Source organism: Leptolyngbya sp. CALU 1928, assembly GCF_056784215.1.
This window is the reverse complement of sequence record NZ_JBXBCE010000002.1, coordinates 380,807-400,296: the sequence shown is the minus strand read 5'-3', so window position 1 is coordinate 400,296 and position 19,490 is coordinate 380,807. Positions and strand designations below refer to the sequence as shown.

At 49.7% G+C, this 19,490-nt stretch carries 17 protein-coding genes and 2 pseudogenes; 7 read left to right on the top strand and 12 right to left on the bottom strand.

What is annotated here, in order from left to right; genetic code table 11:
* The first annotated feature begins 161 nt into the window (after positions 1-161).
* The 3 genes and pseudogenes from AC1S5B_RS17675 to AC1S5B_RS17665 all read left to right on the top strand — a co-directional run.
* Positions 162-434 carry an NAD(P)-binding domain-containing protein gene (locus AC1S5B_RS17675; protein WP_482037016.1) on the top strand — a complete coding sequence of 91 codons (273 nt, stop codon included), beginning with the start codon at positions 162-164 and terminating at the stop codon, positions 432-434.
* A 46-nt stretch (positions 435-480) separates the two neighbouring features.
* Positions 481-744, top strand: a pseudogene (locus AC1S5B_RS17670) (IS1-like element transposase); the annotation flags it as partial.
* 134 nt (positions 745-878) lie between these two features.
* Positions 879-2,093: pseudogene (locus AC1S5B_RS17665) on the top strand (ISNCY family transposase); the annotation flags it as partial.
* Positions 2,094-2,444: 351 nt separating this feature from the next.
* Here AC1S5B_RS17665 and rppB read toward each other — a convergent pair.
* The 6 genes from rppB to AC1S5B_RS17635 form a co-directional block, all read right to left on the bottom strand.
* Positions 2,445-3,812 carry a two-component system sensor histidine kinase RppB gene (gene rppB, locus AC1S5B_RS17660; RefSeq protein ID WP_482037015.1) on the bottom strand — a complete coding sequence of 456 codons (1,368 nt, stop codon included), beginning with the start codon at positions 3,810-3,812 and terminating at the stop codon, positions 2,445-2,447.
* Positions 3,799-4,539, bottom strand: a complete 741-nt coding sequence (rppA, locus tag AC1S5B_RS17655) for a two-component system response regulator RppA (protein ID WP_482037014.1) — start codon at positions 4,537-4,539, stop codon at positions 3,799-3,801. The genes rppB and rppA overlap by 14 nt, the downstream gene beginning before the upstream one ends.
* 360 nt (positions 4,540-4,899) lie before the next feature.
* The gene (locus AC1S5B_RS17650) at positions 4,900-5,394 is read right to left on the bottom strand and encodes a hypothetical protein (protein ID WP_482037013.1); all 495 of its coding nucleotides are present in this window, start codon (positions 5,392-5,394) and stop codon (positions 4,900-4,902) included.
* Between the two features lie 46 nt (positions 5,395-5,440).
* A complete protein-coding gene (locus AC1S5B_RS17645; RefSeq protein ID WP_482037012.1) occupies positions 5,441-8,575 on the bottom strand; it encodes an efflux RND transporter permease subunit in 3,135 nt (1,044 codons plus the stop codon).
* Between the two features lie 10 nt (positions 8,576-8,585).
* Positions 8,586-10,250 carry an efflux RND transporter periplasmic adaptor subunit gene (locus AC1S5B_RS17640; RefSeq protein ID WP_482037011.1) on the bottom strand — a complete coding sequence of 555 codons (1,665 nt, stop codon included), beginning with the start codon at positions 10,248-10,250 and terminating at the stop codon, positions 8,586-8,588.
* Between the two features lie 79 nt (positions 10,251-10,329).
* On the bottom strand, positions 10,330-11,022 hold the full coding sequence (locus AC1S5B_RS17635; RefSeq protein ID WP_482037010.1) for a DUF305 domain-containing protein: 693 nt from the start codon (positions 11,020-11,022) through the stop codon (positions 10,330-10,332).
* Positions 11,023-11,439: 417 nt separating this feature from the next.
* Here AC1S5B_RS17635 and AC1S5B_RS17630 point away from each other — a divergent pair, with 417 nt between their 5' ends.
* From AC1S5B_RS17630 to AC1S5B_RS17615, 4 genes are all read left to right on the top strand, one after another.
* A complete protein-coding gene (locus AC1S5B_RS17630; RefSeq protein WP_482037009.1) occupies positions 11,440-11,919 on the top strand; it encodes a heavy metal-responsive transcriptional regulator in 480 nt (159 codons plus the stop codon).
* Between the two features lie 93 nt (positions 11,920-12,012).
* Positions 12,013-12,210, top strand: coding sequence for a heavy-metal-associated domain-containing protein (locus AC1S5B_RS17625; protein ID WP_482037008.1), 198 nt, complete (start codon positions 12,013-12,015; stop codon positions 12,208-12,210).
* Positions 12,211-12,221: 11 nt separating this feature from the next.
* Positions 12,222-14,483, top strand: coding sequence for a heavy metal translocating P-type ATPase (locus AC1S5B_RS17620; RefSeq protein WP_482037007.1), 2,262 nt, complete (start codon positions 12,222-12,224; stop codon positions 14,481-14,483).
* A 27-nt stretch (positions 14,484-14,510) separates the two neighbouring features.
* Positions 14,511-15,020, top strand: a complete 510-nt coding sequence (locus AC1S5B_RS17615) for a cupredoxin domain-containing protein (RefSeq protein WP_482037006.1) — start codon at positions 14,511-14,513, stop codon at positions 15,018-15,020.
* A gap of 561 nt (positions 15,021-15,581) precedes the next feature.
* Here AC1S5B_RS17615 and AC1S5B_RS17610 read toward each other — a convergent pair.
* The 6 genes from AC1S5B_RS17610 to AC1S5B_RS17585 all read right to left on the bottom strand — a co-directional run bounded on the left by AC1S5B_RS17610 (position 15,582) and on the right by AC1S5B_RS17585 (position 19,043).
* Positions 15,582-16,424, bottom strand: coding sequence for a DUF4388 domain-containing protein (locus AC1S5B_RS17610; protein ID WP_482037005.1), 843 nt, complete (start codon positions 16,422-16,424; stop codon positions 15,582-15,584).
* A gap of 62 nt (positions 16,425-16,486) precedes the next feature.
* Positions 16,487-17,026: a GTP-binding protein gene (locus AC1S5B_RS17605; protein WP_482037004.1), complete on the bottom strand. Its 540-nt coding sequence runs from the start codon at positions 17,024-17,026 to the stop codon at positions 16,487-16,489.
* Between the two features lie 121 nt (positions 17,027-17,147).
* The gene (locus AC1S5B_RS17600; protein WP_482037003.1) at positions 17,148-17,519 is read right to left on the bottom strand and encodes a roadblock/LC7 domain-containing protein; all 372 of its coding nucleotides are present in this window, start codon (positions 17,517-17,519) and stop codon (positions 17,148-17,150) included.
* A 61-nt stretch (positions 17,520-17,580) separates the two neighbouring features.
* A complete protein-coding gene (locus AC1S5B_RS17595; RefSeq protein WP_482037002.1) occupies positions 17,581-18,072 on the bottom strand; it encodes a hypothetical protein in 492 nt (163 codons plus the stop codon).
* Between the two features lie 192 nt (positions 18,073-18,264).
* On the bottom strand, positions 18,265-18,417 hold the full coding sequence (locus AC1S5B_RS17590; RefSeq protein WP_482037001.1) for a hypothetical protein: 153 nt from the start codon (positions 18,415-18,417) through the stop codon (positions 18,265-18,267).
* Positions 18,418-18,488: 71 nt separating this feature from the next.
* Complete coding sequence (locus tag AC1S5B_RS17585; RefSeq protein ID WP_482037000.1) at positions 18,489-19,043, bottom strand: protoglobin domain-containing protein; 555 nt, start codon at positions 19,041-19,043, stop codon at positions 18,489-18,491.
* Between the last annotated feature and the right edge of the window lie 447 nt (positions 19,044-19,490).

The following is a 19,490-nucleotide window of genomic DNA, read 5'->3' as shown; positions in this document are numbered from 1 at the left end:
CTACCTCGCGCTAACACCAGAATTTGAGGACGTGACGGCTCAGGTTCCGAAACTACGAACTTGGTGGAATTTGGTCAACCAGTTACCTAACGTCCAGAAGGTCTGTGCCTAATTAGGTGAGATAGTGACCGATCGCTCAATCAATTTAGAGGCTATTTACGATGGTTACCCAAAAAATTGCAGTGTTAGGACTGGGTGCGATGGGATTGCGGATCGCACAAAATCTGCTCAGTGCCAATTACCCAGTCGTTGTCTATAATCGCACGGCTGAAAAGGCAAAGCCACTGGTCGATCTCGGAGCTATTGTGGCTGCAACTCCACGTGCCGCAGCGGAGCAAGCGGATGTAATAATCAGTATGGTAACTGACAATGATGCTTCAAGAGCGGTCTGGCTCGACTCAGAGGTAATGTTTCAAACTTGTTGTTTTCGATAATAAAGACTACCTTGATAAAAGACTCAAAGATTGCGGAGACTCAAGCATGGTTTTAGAGCCGATTGACTGCCCTCAATGTGATGGAGTCGAAGTGATCAAACACGGCACCACTCCAGACGGCAAACAGCGCTATTTTTGTCAAAACACCCAGTGCCATCGGCGCACCTTTATTTTGCGGTATGAGTATCAAGGATATGTGCCGGAAGTCAAGCAACAAATTAGCGATATGGCGATCAATGGTAGCGGCATCCGAGATACTGCCCGTGTGCTTCATATTAGTCCGACTACCGTGATTAAGGAGTTAAAAAAAAGAGTGTCAACTCAAAGCGGTGAATCAGCAATTCCAAATTCAAAACTTTGACAACTCGCTGAATCAGACTGGAGGATAAGGAAACACCTCGTGGGAGCACGGTGATGGAATCATTGCCTTTAAGTTTTGGGGTGTTGTTAGGCTATCTGCATCAAGCCATCAGTCGGATTGAAGACCCAAGGCAAGCGAGTAACGGCACCCGCTACAGCGTGAGTGACGCAATCTTGGCAGCGTTTAGCGTGTTTTTCATGCAGTGCGAGTCTTTCCTGGAGCACCAACGGCAAATGCAGAGTCGGCAGGGCAAGGATAACGCTCAAACATTGTTTGGGTTAGCTCAAATTCCGAGTACACCGCAAATCCGCAATATTTTGGATCACCTGGCTGCACCTGTCCTAACGGGTGTGTTTGAGCAGGTGTATCGAGGTTTGAGGCAAGGGGGATACTTGCAGGCATACCACTGCTTGGGAGGGCATTTGTTAGTCACCTTAGACGGGACGCAATATTTCAGTTCGCAGAAAATTCAGTGTCAGCAGTGTTCAACTCGAACGCATAAAAATGGGCGTGTGACCTATTTTCATAGCGCGATTCTACCCGTGATTGTCGCTCCTGGTCAGTCGCAGGTGATTGCCTTAGTCCCCGAATTTATCAGTCCGCAAGATGGGTCTGTGAAACAAGACTGCGAAGTGGTGGCGGCTAAACGCTGGATGCAGACCCATGCGGGGCAATTTGCCCAACACCCAATAACGCTGCTTGGGGATGACCTCTATAGTCGTCAACCGATGGTTCAGCAGTGTATAGAGCTTGGCATAAACTTCATTTTTACCGCTCTACCCGACTCTCACCCTGCCCTGTACGAGCGCTTGCACGTGCTTGAGGTTTTGGGGGCGCTCGAGACCCTAGAAATCCGGCAATGCCACCAGCGCACTCCAGCGATTTATCACTACCGCTATGCCAATCTCGTGCCGATTCGGGACACTCAACCCGCCTTGCTGGTCAATTGGTGCGAACTGGTCGTTACCCGGGAACACGACGCTCAGGTGCTCTACCACAATGCCTTCATCACCCACCATCGCTTGGGTCATACCACCGTTGCCTCAGTGGTCGCTGCTGGTAGAAGTCGGTGGAAGACCGAAAACGAAAATCACAATGTCCTCAAAACCAAGGGGTACCATCTCGAACACAACTTTGGGCATGGGCAACAGCATTTAGCCAACTTTTTGCTCACGCTCAATCTCCTGGCTTTCCTGTTCCATACAGTGCTTCATCTAGTGGACACGTCTTATCAGAAAATTCGCCACCAACGGGGCACTCGCAAGGGTTTCTTTCAAGACATCCTCAGCCTGACTAAGTATTTGCTATTCAATAGTTGGCAGCATCTAATTGACTTTATGCTCTCCGATGCAGACCCCTCTCCTATCACTGATTCCTCTTAAATTTTTGAATTTGGAATTGCTGTTCGAGAAGGAGCGTAACCTATACGTTGTAGCCAAAGTAGTGCGGTCTCATTGACTTGACTAATTGCCGTCTGCGCAATAGTTCAGATTCTGAACCTGACTTTAATAAATTCCATAAAACCCAATCTAGCTCAGGCTTTCCAGTCTATCTTGCACTTTTTTGCCCGTATCTCGGCTCAACCCCTTGAAGGGTAAGAAGGCGCAATTGCGGGGACTTGAGAAACACAGTCCTACGTGTAACCGTCCTCACTTCACTCCCTGAATTGAAGGCAAATGTACAGTGAATGTGCTGCCCTTGCCAAACTCGCTCTCGACTGTAATGCTGCCATGATGCGATTGGGCGATCGCCTTCGCAATTGCCAACCCCAACCCGGCTCCTCCGGTATGGCGAGAGCGATCGCTGTTGACCCGGTAGAAGCGATCGAAAATACGGGACTGGTCTGATAGAGCAATTCCAATGCCAGTATCCTCAACCTGGATCAAAGCGTGAGTTTCATCACGCTCTAAAGTCACTGTGACAATGCCACCAGGAGGCGTGTATTGCAGAGCGTTAACAATGAGATTAGAGAATAAGCGAACCAGTTGATTTTCATCACCCGTAATCCACAATGGTGCTTTAACTGGAAAGTGCGTTAACAGCTTGATAGAGGCAGCAATTTCTAAGACTGACAAACTTTCTACTAGATCCTGAATCAGGTCATTGAGGCAGCAGGATTGTTGTTTTTCCGTCAGCACCTTTTGTTCGCGCAGCGTCTCTGTAGGAGATTCCATGCGGGAGAGTAGCAAAAGATCTTGCACTAGGTGCGCCAGTCGATTATTTTGACGAGCGACTGCCCCTAACGTTTCTTGCATTTCTTGCTTTGACGGATCATCAACACCCTGAACTGATTCGACATTGGCGCGGATGGCAGCGATCGGGGTGCGGAGTTCGTGAGCCGCATCAGCCGTGAACTGTTGCATCTGTCGATAAGACTGGTAGACGGGACGCATTGCTAGTCCAGCCAGCCACCAACTTGCACCTGCAACTGCCAGCATCGAGAGCGGCAATCCAATTGCCAGCAGTAACCGCACGGTGGCAAGGTGATCATCATATTCTTTGAGCGATCGCCCAATCTGCATATAGCCCCAGGGGGAACTTGTAGCCGTTTTCAGCAACAGAGTAATTTGGTGATAGCGCGTACCCCGCTGATCTTGCAGCGTCCTCCACCCTTCTTTCGGTTCTGAAGGTGGGAATCCTGCTGGTTGGTTGCCTAAGCTTGCTATGAGTTCTCCGGATTGAGCGAAAAAGCGCACGTAGTAGTTGCCTTGTTGCACAATGCCCAGAATATGCCGATCTTGATCGCCATTTGAGCAATCCGTTTGGGCAACACATAAGCCTGGTAGAGCTTGATTGATTGCAGGCTCAATGCGGTTGGGTTGCTTGAGCTTCGGTTCCAGGGTGTCATGCAAGGTTCCTGAAATGGATTCTAGTTCCTGTTCAACCGCCTGCCAGTGGGTGATCGCGAGCATCTGATGAATCGTTAGCCCACTCAGGATGAGAATGACTCCCATGACTGCGGCATAGCAGCCTGCAAGTTGGGCACGAGTGCGGTTGAACAGCTTATTCTGATGCATAAGGCATGTTGAATCGATAGCCGATGCCATGAACCGTTTCAATGAATCCATCACACCCGACTTCTGCCAGCTTACGTCGCAGCAATCGAATTTGAGCAGCAACCACATTGCTGGTGGGTTCTGCACCCACTTCCCACAATTGATTCATGAGTTGCTCGCTCGTTACGATCCGGCTGGAATGTTTCATGAAGTATTCCAAGGTCTGAAATTCCTTTGTGGTCAGAGGAATAGCGACTTGCTGCCCATTGAGTTCTTGCGAACAAACGGTGTATCCGTTGTAGTCAAGCGTCAACTTGCCCGCCTGGAGTTGTTTGGGGTGAAGGTCGGGCGATCGCCGTTGCAGCGCCCGCATTCTTGCCAACAGTTCTGCCATGCCAAACGGCTTAACCAGGTAATCATCGGCTCCGGCATCGAGTCCAGCGACTTTATCTTCCATCCGATCTCTTGCAGTCAGCAGCAGAATGGGAAGCGGATTGTTCTGAGTGCGGAGTCGTTGGCACAACTCTACACCAGTCAAACCGGGTAGCATCCAGTCCAGAATGGCTAAAGTATAGTGAACGCTGGAGTGATCGAGGTAAGCCCAAGCTTCGCTGCCATCCTGTACCCAGTCCACCACATACTTTTCTCGGTTCAGAACCCGATGAATCGCAGTTCCCAAATCAAGTTCATCTTCCACCAGCAACACTCGCATACGATCGCTTGATAAACAGCCGTACCTGTCTGGCAACGCTGTACTCTGAACCAGAAGTATTGATTGAAACACCTCCGATGGTTAGGAAAAGCTCAATCAATCAGTTTAAGGAGACTAACGATACCTACTTTCCTACTGGTGCTGAGTGATCCATTCCAGGCATTTTGTTCTGACTATCGTTCATCTTTTTCTCCATCATTTTCTTGCAGCACTCACAGCCGTGAGCATTGCAATGGATAGTAGGGCGATCGCGCCAGCAGCAACCTTAATCCCGTGCAATTTGTTCATGTTTGCTCCTCATTGAATCATTAAACAGACTGATAAAGGCTCTTTCAGAGCAGCCTCACTTTCAGCTTAAGGCTAAGAAATGAAATCAGAATGAAATGCGAATCAGTGTTATTGCTTAAAGCTGAAGCGTCCATTCACTTTCTCGCCCTTGATGTCTGACAGAATGGCAACTTTGTACTCTCCTGCGGCAGCACTGGGCAGAATTGCCGTGTAATGCTTATCACCTGCGTCATACTTCATCGCCAACGCTTTCTGGCTACCATCGGGTAACTGCACTTGAGCTGTCACCTTTGCGTTGGAAATCGATTCGTGGTTATCTCCTTTCTGCAAGAAGAAGTCGATGTGAGTTCCCGTTGATTCTTTTGCAGTCACCAACTCCAAGTGGTAGGGACCAGATTCAATCACCTGTCCACCTTGTCCACCATGATTTTCACCAGTTTCAGCTTTAGCAGCAGGAGTCGCAGCAGTAGAAGGTTGAGTTGCCGCAGGCGTAGAAGTCATAGGGCTACTGGTAGGAGCAGTCGATTGGTTGCCACTGCTGCAAGCGCCCAAGAAGAGCAATCCGATCGCCGTCATTGTCATCACATTCATTTTTAATTGCACGATTTTTCTCCTGATATGAATGAACAAAACTGTTTGACTCAAACGGTCAAGCTTTCTCTGGCAGGCGTTCCATTCCTGGCTGAGAGACTTTGCCGTTCTCAACGATTGACCGTTTGGGAAACAAGTACTTGCCGAATCTGGCATAGAGCGCGGGTAAAATCAGCAGCGTCAGAGCCGTAGAGGTGAAAAGTCCCCCTAAAACCACGATCGACAGGGGTTGCAGCAGTTCTTTCCCAGGTCCACCTGCAATCACTAGCGGCGCTAAACCCAAAGCTGAGGTAAAGGCTGTCATCAGAATCGCGTTGAGCCGTTCCATCGACCCTTGTATTAGGAGATCTTTCAACGGCATTCCGGCGGCAAATTTGGTGTTGTAGTTATCTACCAGCAGCAAACCGTTGCGGGTAGCAACGCCAAACAGCGTGACAAAGCCGACGAGTGAGGCGATCGACAAGATGCCCCCTGTCAGTGCGACCGCAATCACACCCCCGACCAACGCTAGGGGCAGATTAATCATGATCATGACGGTGGAGGCAACCGATTTCACTGAGAGATACATGATGATCGTGATCACGATGAAGGCGATCGCGCTAAAGAGCACAATGTTTTGGCTGGCGCGTTCCTCCGCTTCAAACTGCCCTGCGTACTGGATGTAGTAACCAGCAGGAAGCTGCACTCGTTGTTTCACGTTAGTTTGAATGTCATTCACGACCGATCGCAAGTCTCTACCCTGGGCGTTGGCTGCGACCACCAGCAAGCGAGAGACATTTTCACGATTAATCGTGTTGGGTCCCGTGCCCTCCTGAACTTTTGCCACCTGTGCCAGCGGAATTTTGTTGCCACTGGGCGTATCGACCATGAGATTGCCAATGGTGTCTAAGCTTTGACGGGCTTCTGGCTTGAGCCACACTACGAGATCAAAGGTTTGCTGTTGCTCTAATACTTGCGAAACCACTCGTCCATTCAGCGCTGTCTCAATCGTTTCTGACAGTTGCCCAATCGTTAAACCATACCGAGCAGCAGCCACGCGATCGAACTGAATCTGAATCTGCTCGACCGGAATTTGTGGTTCAAGCTGGAGATCAACAACGCTTTCGACTGACTGCATGACATCATTCACCTGCTGTCCGAGGGTGCGGAGTTGCTCCAATTCAGGACCAAAGATTTTGACAGCGATCGCGCTACGTACTCCTGACAGCACTTCATCCATCCGGTGAGAAATAAAGCCGCCTACGTTGGGCGCTGCCCCTGGCACTTTGGCAAATTCTTGTCGCAACAGTTCCACGCTGGCTTTGCGGTCTTTCATGCCTGCCTCGCTCAACTCCACATCCAAGTGAGCCAAGTTCACGCCTGCGGCATCGGCATCGCCTGCCGCCCGACCTGATCGCACTTGAATGCTTTGAAAGCTGGGATTGTCTTTCAGTTTATGTTCCAGTACCGATGCCGCACTGTTTGTTGCTTCCAGCGATGAGCCGGGATAGAGCAGCAGCGTATTGACCAGCGATTGTTCCTGAAACTCTGGAAGAAAGATCCGTCCAAACGATGGCACCACAATCGCTGCTGCTACTAAACTTGCTACCGCAATGCCTAAAATAACGGTCGATCGCCGCATCGAAAAGTTCAGCAGTGGCAAATAAATTCCTTTGAAAAACCGAGCAACCCAGGGTTCTTGTCCAGGTAGGCGACCGTAGGGCAGCAAAATCGCGCACAAGGCAGGTGTGACGGTGAGGGCAACAACGCTGGAAGCCAGTACTGCTGCCAGGTAGCCCAACCCCATAGGGATGAAAATACTGCCTTCTACACCCGTCAGCGCAAAGATCGGCGAGAAGACAACGATCGTAATGATAGTGGCTCCAAAGACCGAATCGCGTACTTCCTGACACCCCTCAAATACCACCTCTAGAACAGGGCGAGGATTAGAAGAGTACTTGTTCTCCCGCAGGCAGCGATAGACATTCTCAGCATCCACGATCGCGTCATCCACCGCAGAGCCGATCGCAACCGCCAAACCTCCCAGAGTCATGGTGTTTAAGCCCTGTCCGAGCCAATTGAGCGCTAGCACCCCGATCAATAAGGACAGAGGCAGAGCTGCCAAACAGACTGCTAGATTGCGCCAATTCATTAAGAACGGAATCAGGATCAGAGCAACGATGATGCTGCCTTCGATTAATGCCTCTCGGACGTTGTAGATCGAGGCATCAATGTATGTCTCCTGGCGAAACGTCGTGGCAACCTGGATATCTTCTGGCAATCCTGCTTTCACCTCGGTCATCGCGGCTTCAACGGCGCGGGTGACGGTAGGTGTATCGGCTTGGGGCTGTTTGTTGACGATCGCTACAACCGCTTTTTGAGCGTTGACGCTGGCATCGCCTCGTTTTACGGCTGCCCCAATTTGCACATCAGCTACGTCTGTAATTCTGACAGGTGTGCCATTCCGGGCAACAATCACCGATTGCTTTAGAGCTTCGATGTCTTCAATCCGCCCAATGCCTCGGATCAGCTTCTCGCGATCAGGCGTGATCAAATAGCCACCCGGTGCATTCACATTTGCCGCTACCACTGCGTCTGATACGTCTTGGAGGGAGACGTTAAACGCCTGAAGTTTTTCAGGCGTAACTAGCACTTGATATTGCCGCACATCGCCGCCAAAGACTATCACTTGCGTGACTCCCGGCACCGCCAGCAAACGATTCGTGACTTGCCAATCGACGATGCGCCGTACTTCCATCAGGTCAGTGGTTTTAGAAGTGAAAGCGTAGGTAACGATCGTGCCAATTGGCGAACTGATGGGCGCAATCTGTGGAGTTTCAATGCCTGCTGGCAGTTTGCTTTGAGCCGACTGTAATCGTTCCGTTACAAGCTGTCTTGCCTGATAAATATCAGTGCCCCAGTTGAACACGACTCGCACCACTGAAATACTGGCTGCACTAGAAGACCGCACTGCACTTACGCCTGGTGTGCCGTTGATTGCGCTCTCGATCTGTAACGTCACCAGCGATTCCACTTCTTCGGGAGCCAGTCCTGGCGCTTCGGTTTGAATTTCCACTTGCGGTGGTGCAAAGGTGGGAAACACATCCAACGGCATCTGGCTAATGGTGCGAAAAATCCAGATAGTCAGGATCATTGCGCCCAGAATGACTAGCCAGCGTCGGGCGATCGCCCATTGAATAATGGAACTCAGCATAACGATTTGCCTAGCGCGGTTGATGAGGATGACAATCAGACGCTGATTTTAAGGAGGGCGATGTTAGTGAACTGTGAGCCTCATAATCACTCATGCTTAAGTCACCAAAAGATTCATGGGGTTTATGACCATTGGGCACTGGAATAAACGTCTTGCGGTGACGACGCTTTGCCCACGCCATTCCAGCCCAAAACGCACCTGCCATAATTGCGCCCCCAACCGGAATACCAACCCACCAGGGAATGGTAGTTTGTGAGGTAGAAGCTGGGGCAGCACTTGTTTCCCCATGATCATCGGCTGGCTTGCTACCACCGCGTAGCGACTGAGCATACAACTGGTTCGCACGCTGAGTCACAATGCGATCGCCATCAAACAATCCGTTTTTAACTTCAACCAACTCGCCTGCTTCTCTGCCCAATGTGACTTCTGTCGGTTGAAACGCAGTGCCGTTCTGCACAAAGACGATTGTCTTTTTATCGCTGGTTGTCACCAGTGCCGATTTAGGAATTGTTAATAGTGCAACGGGAGTGCGGTCTGTTAACACTTCCAACGTCGCAAACATGCCTGGTTTCAGCACCCCATTCGGATTGTCCAGTTGTGCTTTCACAGGCATCACGCGGGTTTCGCCCTGGACAACGGAACCAATGACGCTAATTTGTCCTGTGAAGGTACGGCTCGGTAAACTGGCAACTCTGATCTGGACTCGTTGCCCGGTTTGAAGTCGATCGACGTCTTTTTCATAGATGTTGGCGCTGACCTGAACACTGCTGCCGTTGATGATGGTCATCACCTTTTTGCCTGCGTCCTCACCCGATTCGCCAGCCGTAGTTTCCCGATCAGCAACGATGCCTGCAATGGGAGCCGCGATCGTGATTGTGCCATCCTCGTTGGCACTTGCGCCCAGTTGTCGTAGCCGCGTTTGATAGGTTTCGGCACTAAGTTTCACTCGTGATTGAGCCACTTGTACGGATGCTTCAGCCCGTCGCAATTGTGCGGCTGCTTCGGAAACCTCTAAACGACTGGCAGCTTTGGTGAGTGCCGCTTTTGCTTCTGCTAGTTTGGTTTCCGATTCTAGAAAGGTGCGTCGAGGAATACCACCATTGGCAGCCAGTTCTCTGTCCTTGTCAAAGCGCTCCTGAGCAAAGCTGAATTGTGTCTGGGCTTGAGCCACGTCCGTTGCGGCAATTTTCTGTTGTTGAGCAAAGTTTTGCTGTGCCAGCCGCAAATCGGCTTGTGCCTGTTGGGTAGAGCCGATCGCCTCCGTCTGGCGATCTAAGGCAGTCGTTCGCAGTTCTGCTAGTTCTGGACTAGTCATGATTGCCACTGCCTGACCTGCACTCACTGCATCTCCGGGCTGCACCAAGAGCCGCGTTACGGTTCCCCTGACTGGAGTGGTCACTTCAACCTGCTGGTTTGGCAGTGATTCAATTTGTCCCGTGGTTTTGATGCCAAACGCCAAGCGTTGACGCGAGATAGGTTCGACCTTCAAACCCAGCCGCTTTGTTGTTTCCGTATCGACCTGGATCGCATCTGCTGACTGAGCCGCGTGGCTCCCGCTTTGAAACTCATTGCCGTGTCCCGCATGAGCCAAAACGCGCAGCGGCGTTGACAGTAACAGTAATGTCAGCAGAGTCGTAGAGATTCGAGCAGTAGAGCGTTTTGGAGGGTGAATCATTGACGGGTTCCTTGGCACAGCACTCAATCACCAGTGTTTCAGGCAGGAATGAAATCAGCATGAAATCTTGCAGCCAGAACTATTGCTTGTACCAGGCTCGTTTCCACTGCTGCATCTGATCAATCTCGGCTTTTTGAGAAGTAATGATCTCTTGAGCCATTTTTTGGATTTCAGGACGCTTAGATTTAGCCAAAGCATCATTCGCCATGACGACTGCGCCTTCGTGATGCGGAATCATGGCATTGAGAAAGCGGAGATCGAACTCGGCATCAGCTTTTCCCAAATCCATCGTCATCATCATGCTTGTCTTTTGCTCCTCAGACATGGACATGGAGTGCCCCATTTTGGCGTGCCATGCCATTGGCGTAGCATCCACGTTGGGATACCAGGTTGTTCGCCACTGGTTCATCTGAGCCTTTTCTTTGTTTTGGGCAGTGATAATAGCTTGGGCTAATTTTTTGATCTCAGGACGCTGAGATTTCTGCAAAGCCTCCTGTGCCATGACGACCGCTCCTTCATGGTGGGGAGTCATCCCATCGATAAAACGCAGGTCAAACTCAGCGTTAGCAGGACCTAGATCCATGTCATGATTCATGCCGCCCATCTTGCTGTGATCCATGCCCTGCATCGCTCCAGCATCAGTAGCAGCAGGACTAGGGGCTTGAACTTGGTTTTGAGCGGAAGTAGAGCAAGCGTTCAAGACGCTACTGCTGGAGATCGCTCCTAGGGTTAGAACTAGAAAACTCGTTTTTGCGAAGAAGTTGTGCGACATAAATTTCGTTGTGCCTTAGATAAGGCTTGTAAAGGGTATGTTGTTAGTCTGAATGCTCCAGTTAACTAGAGAGTCAACTACTTAATTCCCAGATTCAAAGTCCATTTGAAGACATCCAAAATGGAGACACCTCTTCAGGGTTGCAGAGAGTTATGAAATTAGAATGAAATCACTGTCGCTCCAAAGTGCGAGTTCATCTCCCAATTACGGGAAAGAGATGGCAGCAGTAATGGCGTAGCAACCAGGAAGCGTTCAATTTTGATGCTGGCTAATTTGCTGATGCTTTAATAAACCCGACAGCACAGCTCTTTCAAGCACTGGCACCCTTTTTTCACTGCACCCTTGACTCTCTAGCGAACTGGAGACTCCAAGATAGAAATAGAAAGTGATTGAAGTTGTCAGAGGCGAGATTGGAACATGGTTACAACTGAAATGAACGGCTTGTTGAAGATTGGCGAAGTGGCTGCTGTTAGCCATTTGCCAATCAAAACAATTCGCTACTACGAAGAAATTGGCTTGCTTACACCAGCGGTGCGTCGCTCAGAAGCAAACTATCGGCTTTTTGAGCCAAACGTGCTGGGGCGGCTAGCCTTTATCAAGCGATCGCAGTCGTTGGGTCTGAGTCTACGGGAGGTTCAAGAGATTCTGGCAGTGCATGATCAAGGGCAACTGCCTTGCGATGATGTGAAGCAGAATCTCCAGCAGAAAGTACAACAAATCACCGAGCAGATTGAATCATTGCAACTCTTGCGCTCTGAACTGCAAGGGTTGTTATCAGGTTGGCAAGATCACCCGCCAGCAGAGCTTGCAGCCCGAACCATTTGTCCCAACTTGGAGACTAAGGCAGAGACTGAACGCCTTCCGTTCGTGCGTAAACGAGCAGCAGTCGGTGTGTAATACAAGCAGGTTTCTCCCACATCGTTGATCTATGCACTTGACTTTCTAGTGCAGAGGAGACTCCAAGATTAATGTAGTGATTCAAGGATTGACATGATGACACTCGAATTCAACGTTCCGAATATGGCGTGTTCTGCCTGTGCTACCACGATTACGAATGCGGTAACTTCAATCGATTCAACTGCAACGGTGGATGCAGATCTGAAAACAAAACAAGTCAAAATCGACACTCAACAGCCTGAAGCGACAGTGAAAGAGGCGATCGTTGCCGCAGGCTATACCGTTACTTAGGCTTTATTAACATGGACACTACTACATTGAAACTGCGAGGCATGAGTTGTGCCTCCTGTGCCAACAATATTGAGCAAGCGATTCAGACTGTGCCAGGGGTGACGATCGCGAACGTCAACTTCGGTGCCGAACAAGCAACCGTCACGTATGATCCACAGCGCACAGATTTAGAGGCAATTCAAGAGGCTGTTAGCGAAGCTGGTTATGCTGCGTTCTCTCTGCAAGAGTCGGCGATGGTAACGGGCGAAGACGATGCCGAAAAAGCGGCACGGTTGACAGAATCGCGAGATTTAACTCGCAAGGTTTGGGTGGGAGCCATCATCAGTACAGTATTGCTGTTTGGGTCACTGCCGATGATGACCGGGCTAGATTTACCCTTCATTCCAGCATGGCTGCACAACTTCTGGTTCCAGGCGATTCTCACAGCCCCAGTGCAGTTTTGGTGCGGTCGATCGTTTTACACCAACGGCTGGAAAGCTCTCAAGCGCCACACTGCCACAATGGATACGTTGATTGCCTTGGGTACCAGTGCAGCTTACTTTTACTCGCTGTTTGTCACCATTAACCCTGGCTTTCTCACGTCGCAGGGGTTGATGCCCAGTGTTTATTACGAGACCGCAGCGATCGTCATCACGCTAATTCTACTCGGACGCTTATTTGAGAATCGAGCACGAGGACAAACCTCTGATGCAATCCGCAAACTGATGGGGCTACAAGCGAGAGATGCACGGATTATTCGCAACGGACAAGAGATGGAAGTCCCGATTGCAGAAGTACAGCTAGGGGATATTGTCGTCGTGCGTCCTGGTGAAAAAATACCCGTCGATGGCAAAGTGATTGAAGGCACTTCAACCATTGATGAGGCAATGGTGACGGGCGAGAGTATGCCAGTCAAGAAGCAGGCGGGCGATGAGGTCATTGGAGCCACAATCAACACAACTGGCAGCTTCAAGTTTCAGGCAACGCGAGTTGGTCGAGATACTTTTCTGGCACAAATCGTCAAGTTGGTGCAGCAGGCGCAAGGCTCAAAAGCTCCGATTCAGCGACTGGCGGATCAGGTGACAGCCTGGTTTGTGCCTGCCGTGATTGCTATTGCGATCGCCACCTTTGTCCTTTGGTTCACCATCATGGGCAACTTCAGCTTGGCATTGATCACGATGGTGGAAGTGTTGATTATTGCCTGTCCCTGCGCGTTAGGACTGGCAACCCCCACTTCAGTCATGGTGGGCACGGGCAAAGGAGCAGAGCATGGCATCTTGATTAAAGGGGCAGAAAGCTTGGAGCTTGCCCATAAGATCCAGACGATCGTGCTGGATAAGACTGGAACCCTGACGCAAGGTCAGCCTACGGTCACAGACTTCATCACGACCATTGGAACAGCAAACGGTAACGAACTTAAACTCTTGCAACTGGCAGCCTCGGTGGAGCGTAATTCTGAACACCCCTTGGCAGAAGCTGTAGTTCGCTATGCCCAGTCTCAAGAAGTCGCACTAAAAGACGTTCAGGAGTTTGAGGCAATTGCGGGCAGCGGCGTACAAGGCAGGATCTCAGATCAGTTGATTCAAATTGGCACCAGGCGTTGGATGCAAGAGCTGGGCATTGACACTCAAGCATTGCAACAGAACAAGGATCGATTGGAATCTTCAGGCAAAACTGCCATTTTGATTGCCGTTAATGGCGAACTTCAAGGATTGATGGGCATTGCCGATGCTCTCAAGCCCTCGTCGGCTCAAGCCATTCGTGCTTTACAACGGATGGGCTTAGAAGTGGTGATGATGACTGGAGATAATCATCAGACCGCAGAAACGATCGCTCGTGAAGTTGGCATTGGGCGTGTGTTTGCGGAAGTGCGACCCGACCAGAAAGCGGCTCAGGTTTACAAGCTCCAATCGGAAGGCAAAATTGTGGCAATGGTTGGGGATGGCATTAACGATGCTCCAGCGTTGGCTCAAGCTCAAGTCGGGATTGCGCTCGGCACTGGCACTGACGTGGCGATCGCGGCCAGTGACATCACTCTCATTTCTGGTGATCTACAAGGCATCATCACTGCGATTCAACTGAGCCACGCCACCATGCGGAACATTCGCCAAAATCTCTTCTTTGCCTTCATCTATAACGTGGCTGGAATTCCGATCGCGGCTGGAATTTTATACCCCATATTCGGCTGGCTGCTCAGCCCCATCATTGCCGGAGCCGCAATGGCGTTCAGTTCTGTTTCAGTCGTAACAAACGCGTTGCGGTTACGCAACTTCCAGCCCAAGACGTTGACATAGCTTGTCTCAAGCTAAAGGAGTTTATCAATGTTGAGCAAACGCAAGATTCTAGGTGGTTTAGCTGGCTTAGGGCTACTTCTAGGAACGACATCCAGGATAGAAGCGGCTGAAATGCCAGGGTCACATTCAACATCTCAAGGGCAATTTGAACGGCTTGAGCAACCTTTAGGGGTCAAGCTCGGTGTAGCCGCAGCAGGACTGTCCCTGATTGGATTGGAGCTTTGGTGGTTTCTGCTGAGCAAACCCAAAGCCAAGCAATCCACTCTAGACCAAGGAGTGCAGAAATTAACCATTCAAGTCGATGGCGGCTATGAACCCAGTCAAGTGGTGGTGAAAGCTGGACAGCCTGTACAACTTAATTTCTTCCGCCGAGATCCCAGCAGTTGCCTGGAGAAAGTGCTGCTACCCGATTTTCGGATTGCCGCTGATCTGGCTTTGAATCAAGTAACAGCGATCGAATTCACGCCTGCTAAACCTGGTGAATACATTTTTACCTGCGGTATGAATATGTTTCGTGGGGTTGTAAAGGCAAAGTAATTTTACCTGACCCTAGCGAAGTTACGTTTCGAGGCTAATTTAGTCCTGGGTTGGCATTTTAGTACTAGGTTGGCATTGATGTAGCGATAGTAAATCGGACGACTAATACCCAGATGTGCATAAATTGAGATCGTAGTAAAGGCGGTACTAAAAACGGGAGGATTGAGAAGCGCAGCCATTAGGCCCTGGAAGACCCACGCGCCGAGCATTTGTTAGAGCATGAGCTACTCGACATCATCGGACTAGTGGAGCGTCATCTGCGGAGCGGATACCTGGGTAGACTGTGCAGTTTGGTCTTACCGTTTGCCAACACAGTCATAATGAATCTGTTTTTGGAGCATCTGAATTGAGCAAGATAGCATCGAGCCAAGTGCTGACAGATTTCAGAAAACATTCGATTACTGCCACAACCTGCTTATAGCCAAGAGGTGATGCCCAACAGGCATCTCTGGGAAGAGATTCGAGAAAAGCACTTCTACAACCGAATCTTCCACTCACTTGATAAGGAATTTAGCTTTAGAATTGATTTCTGTTTCGTTGCTAGGTAAAAGTGAGATACGGCTAAACTTTGCCTTTGAGAAACCCGACCAGATGGTGTAGAAAAGAGTGGCTGACCGTCGTTGTTTCCATCGCCGCCGTCTCCACCGCCAGCACGTCTGGTTTTGTCGCCGGTCTCGCTGTAACTAACGGGACTTCCTCCACTAACCCTGCGGTCACCAACCGAAACGCGATTTGTTGCACCTTCTCCAACGGTAATTGCAGTTGTTGAGCAATCTCCTTGCAAGCGATCGTCCCATTCGCAAACTCCCAAAGTTGCCACTCCGTTTGGTTTAGTTTCTGTTGCGGTTTACCCTCAATAATGCTCATCACGGCTGAAGTTGGTTCCGGTAGTTTGCTCGCCAGCGCACTCCAATCCTTCAGCACACGCAGAGCCGCCAAAGTCACTTCTGAAGCTGGCGCATTTAAGCCTGTCATCTCAGCAAACGGGAGCGGCGCTTTGCCATCAAATTGAAACCAGGCATCCTTGAGCGCAAATAACGTACAGACCTGCCGCATCACCTGGGTGTAAAACAGCAGCTTGAGTTGCTCCACGGTCAACAAGCCTTGGGTCTTCAGGCTCAGACCGATGGGCGTGGTCGCTGCACAGGTCTGAGCGACGCGCAAGGCGGTATGTTCACCCAGCCAACCCCGTTGCCCAATCATGTAAGCTAACCCATGCTGGTCGAGCCGATTGGCCGCTGCCACAATCCGCCCTTGATTGAACCAAATGTAGTGATTCTCGCGATCCTTAGGCTGCGCGTCGGAGAGCGTACAGAGGGTGAGTAAGCCTGTTTTGTTACCCTGATCCAAAAAATTGAAGAGTTCTGCCAGGGAGAACTCGGATAAATAGCCAGTCACTGCCATACTGTTTTTCCTTACCAGGTTCAACGTTGTGGGTTTCAGAAGTTGGGGGTTTCAGCGGGTTGCTACACCAAGCACTCTTGCATGGAATGTTGCACTAGGGTGATGACGGCTTGTGCTACCGAGGCGCTTTGGGTGGGGTCTACGGCGATGATCGGGGGTCGTCTGTTCGGATTTAAATAACCGAGCGCGATCGCTGCATCTTCAAGATCCCATGCCTCTGGTGCATCCATGTGGGTTAACCCAATCATCATGGGGGCGGAAGATCGCTGGCGCATAAAGGCTCGAATGCGACGGGCATCAATAAATTCACTCGGTCGATGGGCGGCGACTAAGAGAATATAAGCGTGCGCTTTTTGAATCAGAATGTCCCACATGAAATCAAATCGGGCTTGTCCGGGGGTGCCATAGAGATGCAATGCCATTTCAGGTCCAAAGGACAACCGCCCAAAATCAAAGGCCACGGTCGTTTTTTGCTTTAGCAGAGCGGTCTCATCGGTCGCCCGTCGGTCTGTATCGACCACGGCGATTTCACTTACAGAACGAATAAAGGTGGACTTGCCAGCACCCACTGGACCCGTCACCACCAGACGCATAATCTCCATGAAGTTTCCTTAGCCTGAAAACGAGATGTGTAGCCATTTACAGAGAAAGGTTGAGAGAAGTGGGCAGGTGCTTCATTGCGGTTGATGATAACACTCGCCCGTCACTTGTATTACGCGATCGCTAGGCGAGAATCAGTTTTAATTCGCCTAATGCTCGCTTAATTTCCAGCATGAGCAACCCCTGTTTTGCAGACTGACTCGCAAGAACCAGAAAGACGGCATCGGTTCCGCAACTCGTCAGGATGCCATAGCCTTTGTTGCCTTCGACAAAGATGCGATCCACTTCCCCTCGGGCAAATTCACTACTAATGCGTTCGCCGAGTGAGAGCATGGCAGCAGACATCGCGGCTGCCCGTTCTTCGTCGATTGCTCTTGGTAAGCTTGTTGCCAGGGGCAAGCCGTCGGGGGTGACAATAGCTGCCCCTTCGACATCGCTCGTTGAACTGACAAAGTTTTGGAGGACGCTGCTGAGTTTTTCAATGTTGATCGCCATGATGATTTTCCTTGTTGAAGTGTAAGTGATGGTGTGTAAAGTGAAGATTTAATTGAACCCGTTAGCCCAGAGTCACAAATTCCAGGACATCGTGACTGCCACCGCGCAGCACAGACTCGGTTTGCTTGCCCCGTAACCGCTTGCCAGTAATTTTCTCTAGAACGCCTTGAATCGCCCCTAGTGTGAAGGTCAGATGGCGATTCGAGCCTTGAGGCTCACCAGCAGAGCAGACTGTTTCGCGACAGAAGACGTGAATGACCTCTCCATCCTGGCTAACCTTATCGACCAGACAAAGACGAGTCCCATCCTTTCCTAAGGCTTTCTGCATCAGAGCAGTGATGGCTTCTGGATCAAGGTTGCTGCCAGAGAAGCCTAAATTATTCACTAGCTCTTTGCCGCGTGCGCGTCCGGCTGAGATGAGAGAAATCGCCGCTGCTTTTTCTCCTAATGCTTCTTCAACACCCACGACAACCGCTTTGAAACAAATAATACTGCTAACGTCACCCAGATCAGAACGCAATTGATTAGAAACAGGAATATCAACAGTAGGCATAATAAACACCTGAGAGATTTTCAGAATGGACAATTTGGAGCGACAACGTTAATGCTTCTAATGGGCAAAAAGCAGGTGGTTTTAGAGATATAAATCCAAATACTGAGCGATCTCTATTTCGCTGCTTGGATTAACAATGATGTCTCTCTGGCTATCAAGCTGGATGATTTGCTTGAGCCTAGATCAAAGTTTTTAATCAGATTGGGTGACCAGCAACGCTAAGGTCAGGTCACATAAATCGCCTGCTGATTCTGCCTTCCTTTGGCTTGCCGCAAGCATACAAGGTTCAGAGAGTCGTGCTGGAATGGGTGCTTTGTTGACCGAGCTAAACTGCAAACAAGTCATGTGGCAAAAACTGCGGAATTGTGAGCAGGATTGGTTCGGTTGAGAGCGCTTCTGATCTATGAGCATTGTGCTTACATTGCGCCTGCGCCAGATGTAATTAATCGTCTGAATAGACCTTCAGTCCAGCCTGTTTCTTTCAGTACGGCGGCGGCAGCTACTTCAACGTAAGCCTGCTCAATAAATGCGAGATCAATCATGCAAATCTTGCTCAGAGATTCTTGCAGTGCCGCAGACTTACCTTCCGCACGTAATCGCTCACCCACGGCTTGCACCACCACCGCCATTGCCGGAACAACATGTTGTGGACCAATCCCAATGCGGACATGGATTAAACCAATACGCCAGCGGCGATCGGCATAGCTATTACCCCAATTATCCATCCCTGTAAACATTTCGCCAAACCAATCAACAAAGGTTTCTCGTAAGCGATGAACGCGACCTTCGGAAGCATTCAGAATGGCATTCATCTCTTCGTCGCGCCCCATGAACGCGTAGAAATGATCAGCCATATCAGGGGCAATTTCAGCACCCCAGCTAGCACTTGATTTCAACAATTCTCGATCAGTAGTAGTAAAGCTGATGCGATCGGACATCTTGCTCATAAAATCGTGCGGATCTAAAGCCATCACTCGCAGTCCTTTCAGGTTTTAGTGTTCATTTAATAACCCATTTATAACAAGCAAAATAATGTGGAACAACAGAGTTAACACGTAGAATTTGATTGAAAAAATATCTTTAAATCCGACTAAAAATCCTGCATCTACTGGCTAGTTAAAAGAAGTATAAAGTCACCTCAACAGTTGATCTAAAAGCACCAAGTATTAATTTTATTTACGGAGTGTAAACCTAGATTTAAGCCTTAAAACGTCTGTTCTATTAAGGTCTTGGCTTTCAGATTTAACAACAAACTCATTGTTTATATACTTTGCCTAATCAGCACTCTACAGGAACATTAAGTTTTGTGAAATAATGATAGTAATGAGCTAAAAAACTGAATACCAATCTGATTTTAGATTAAAAATATGTGCAAATCTGTAATGTCTTAGTCAGTGGAGCAGTCAATAAAGTTAAGC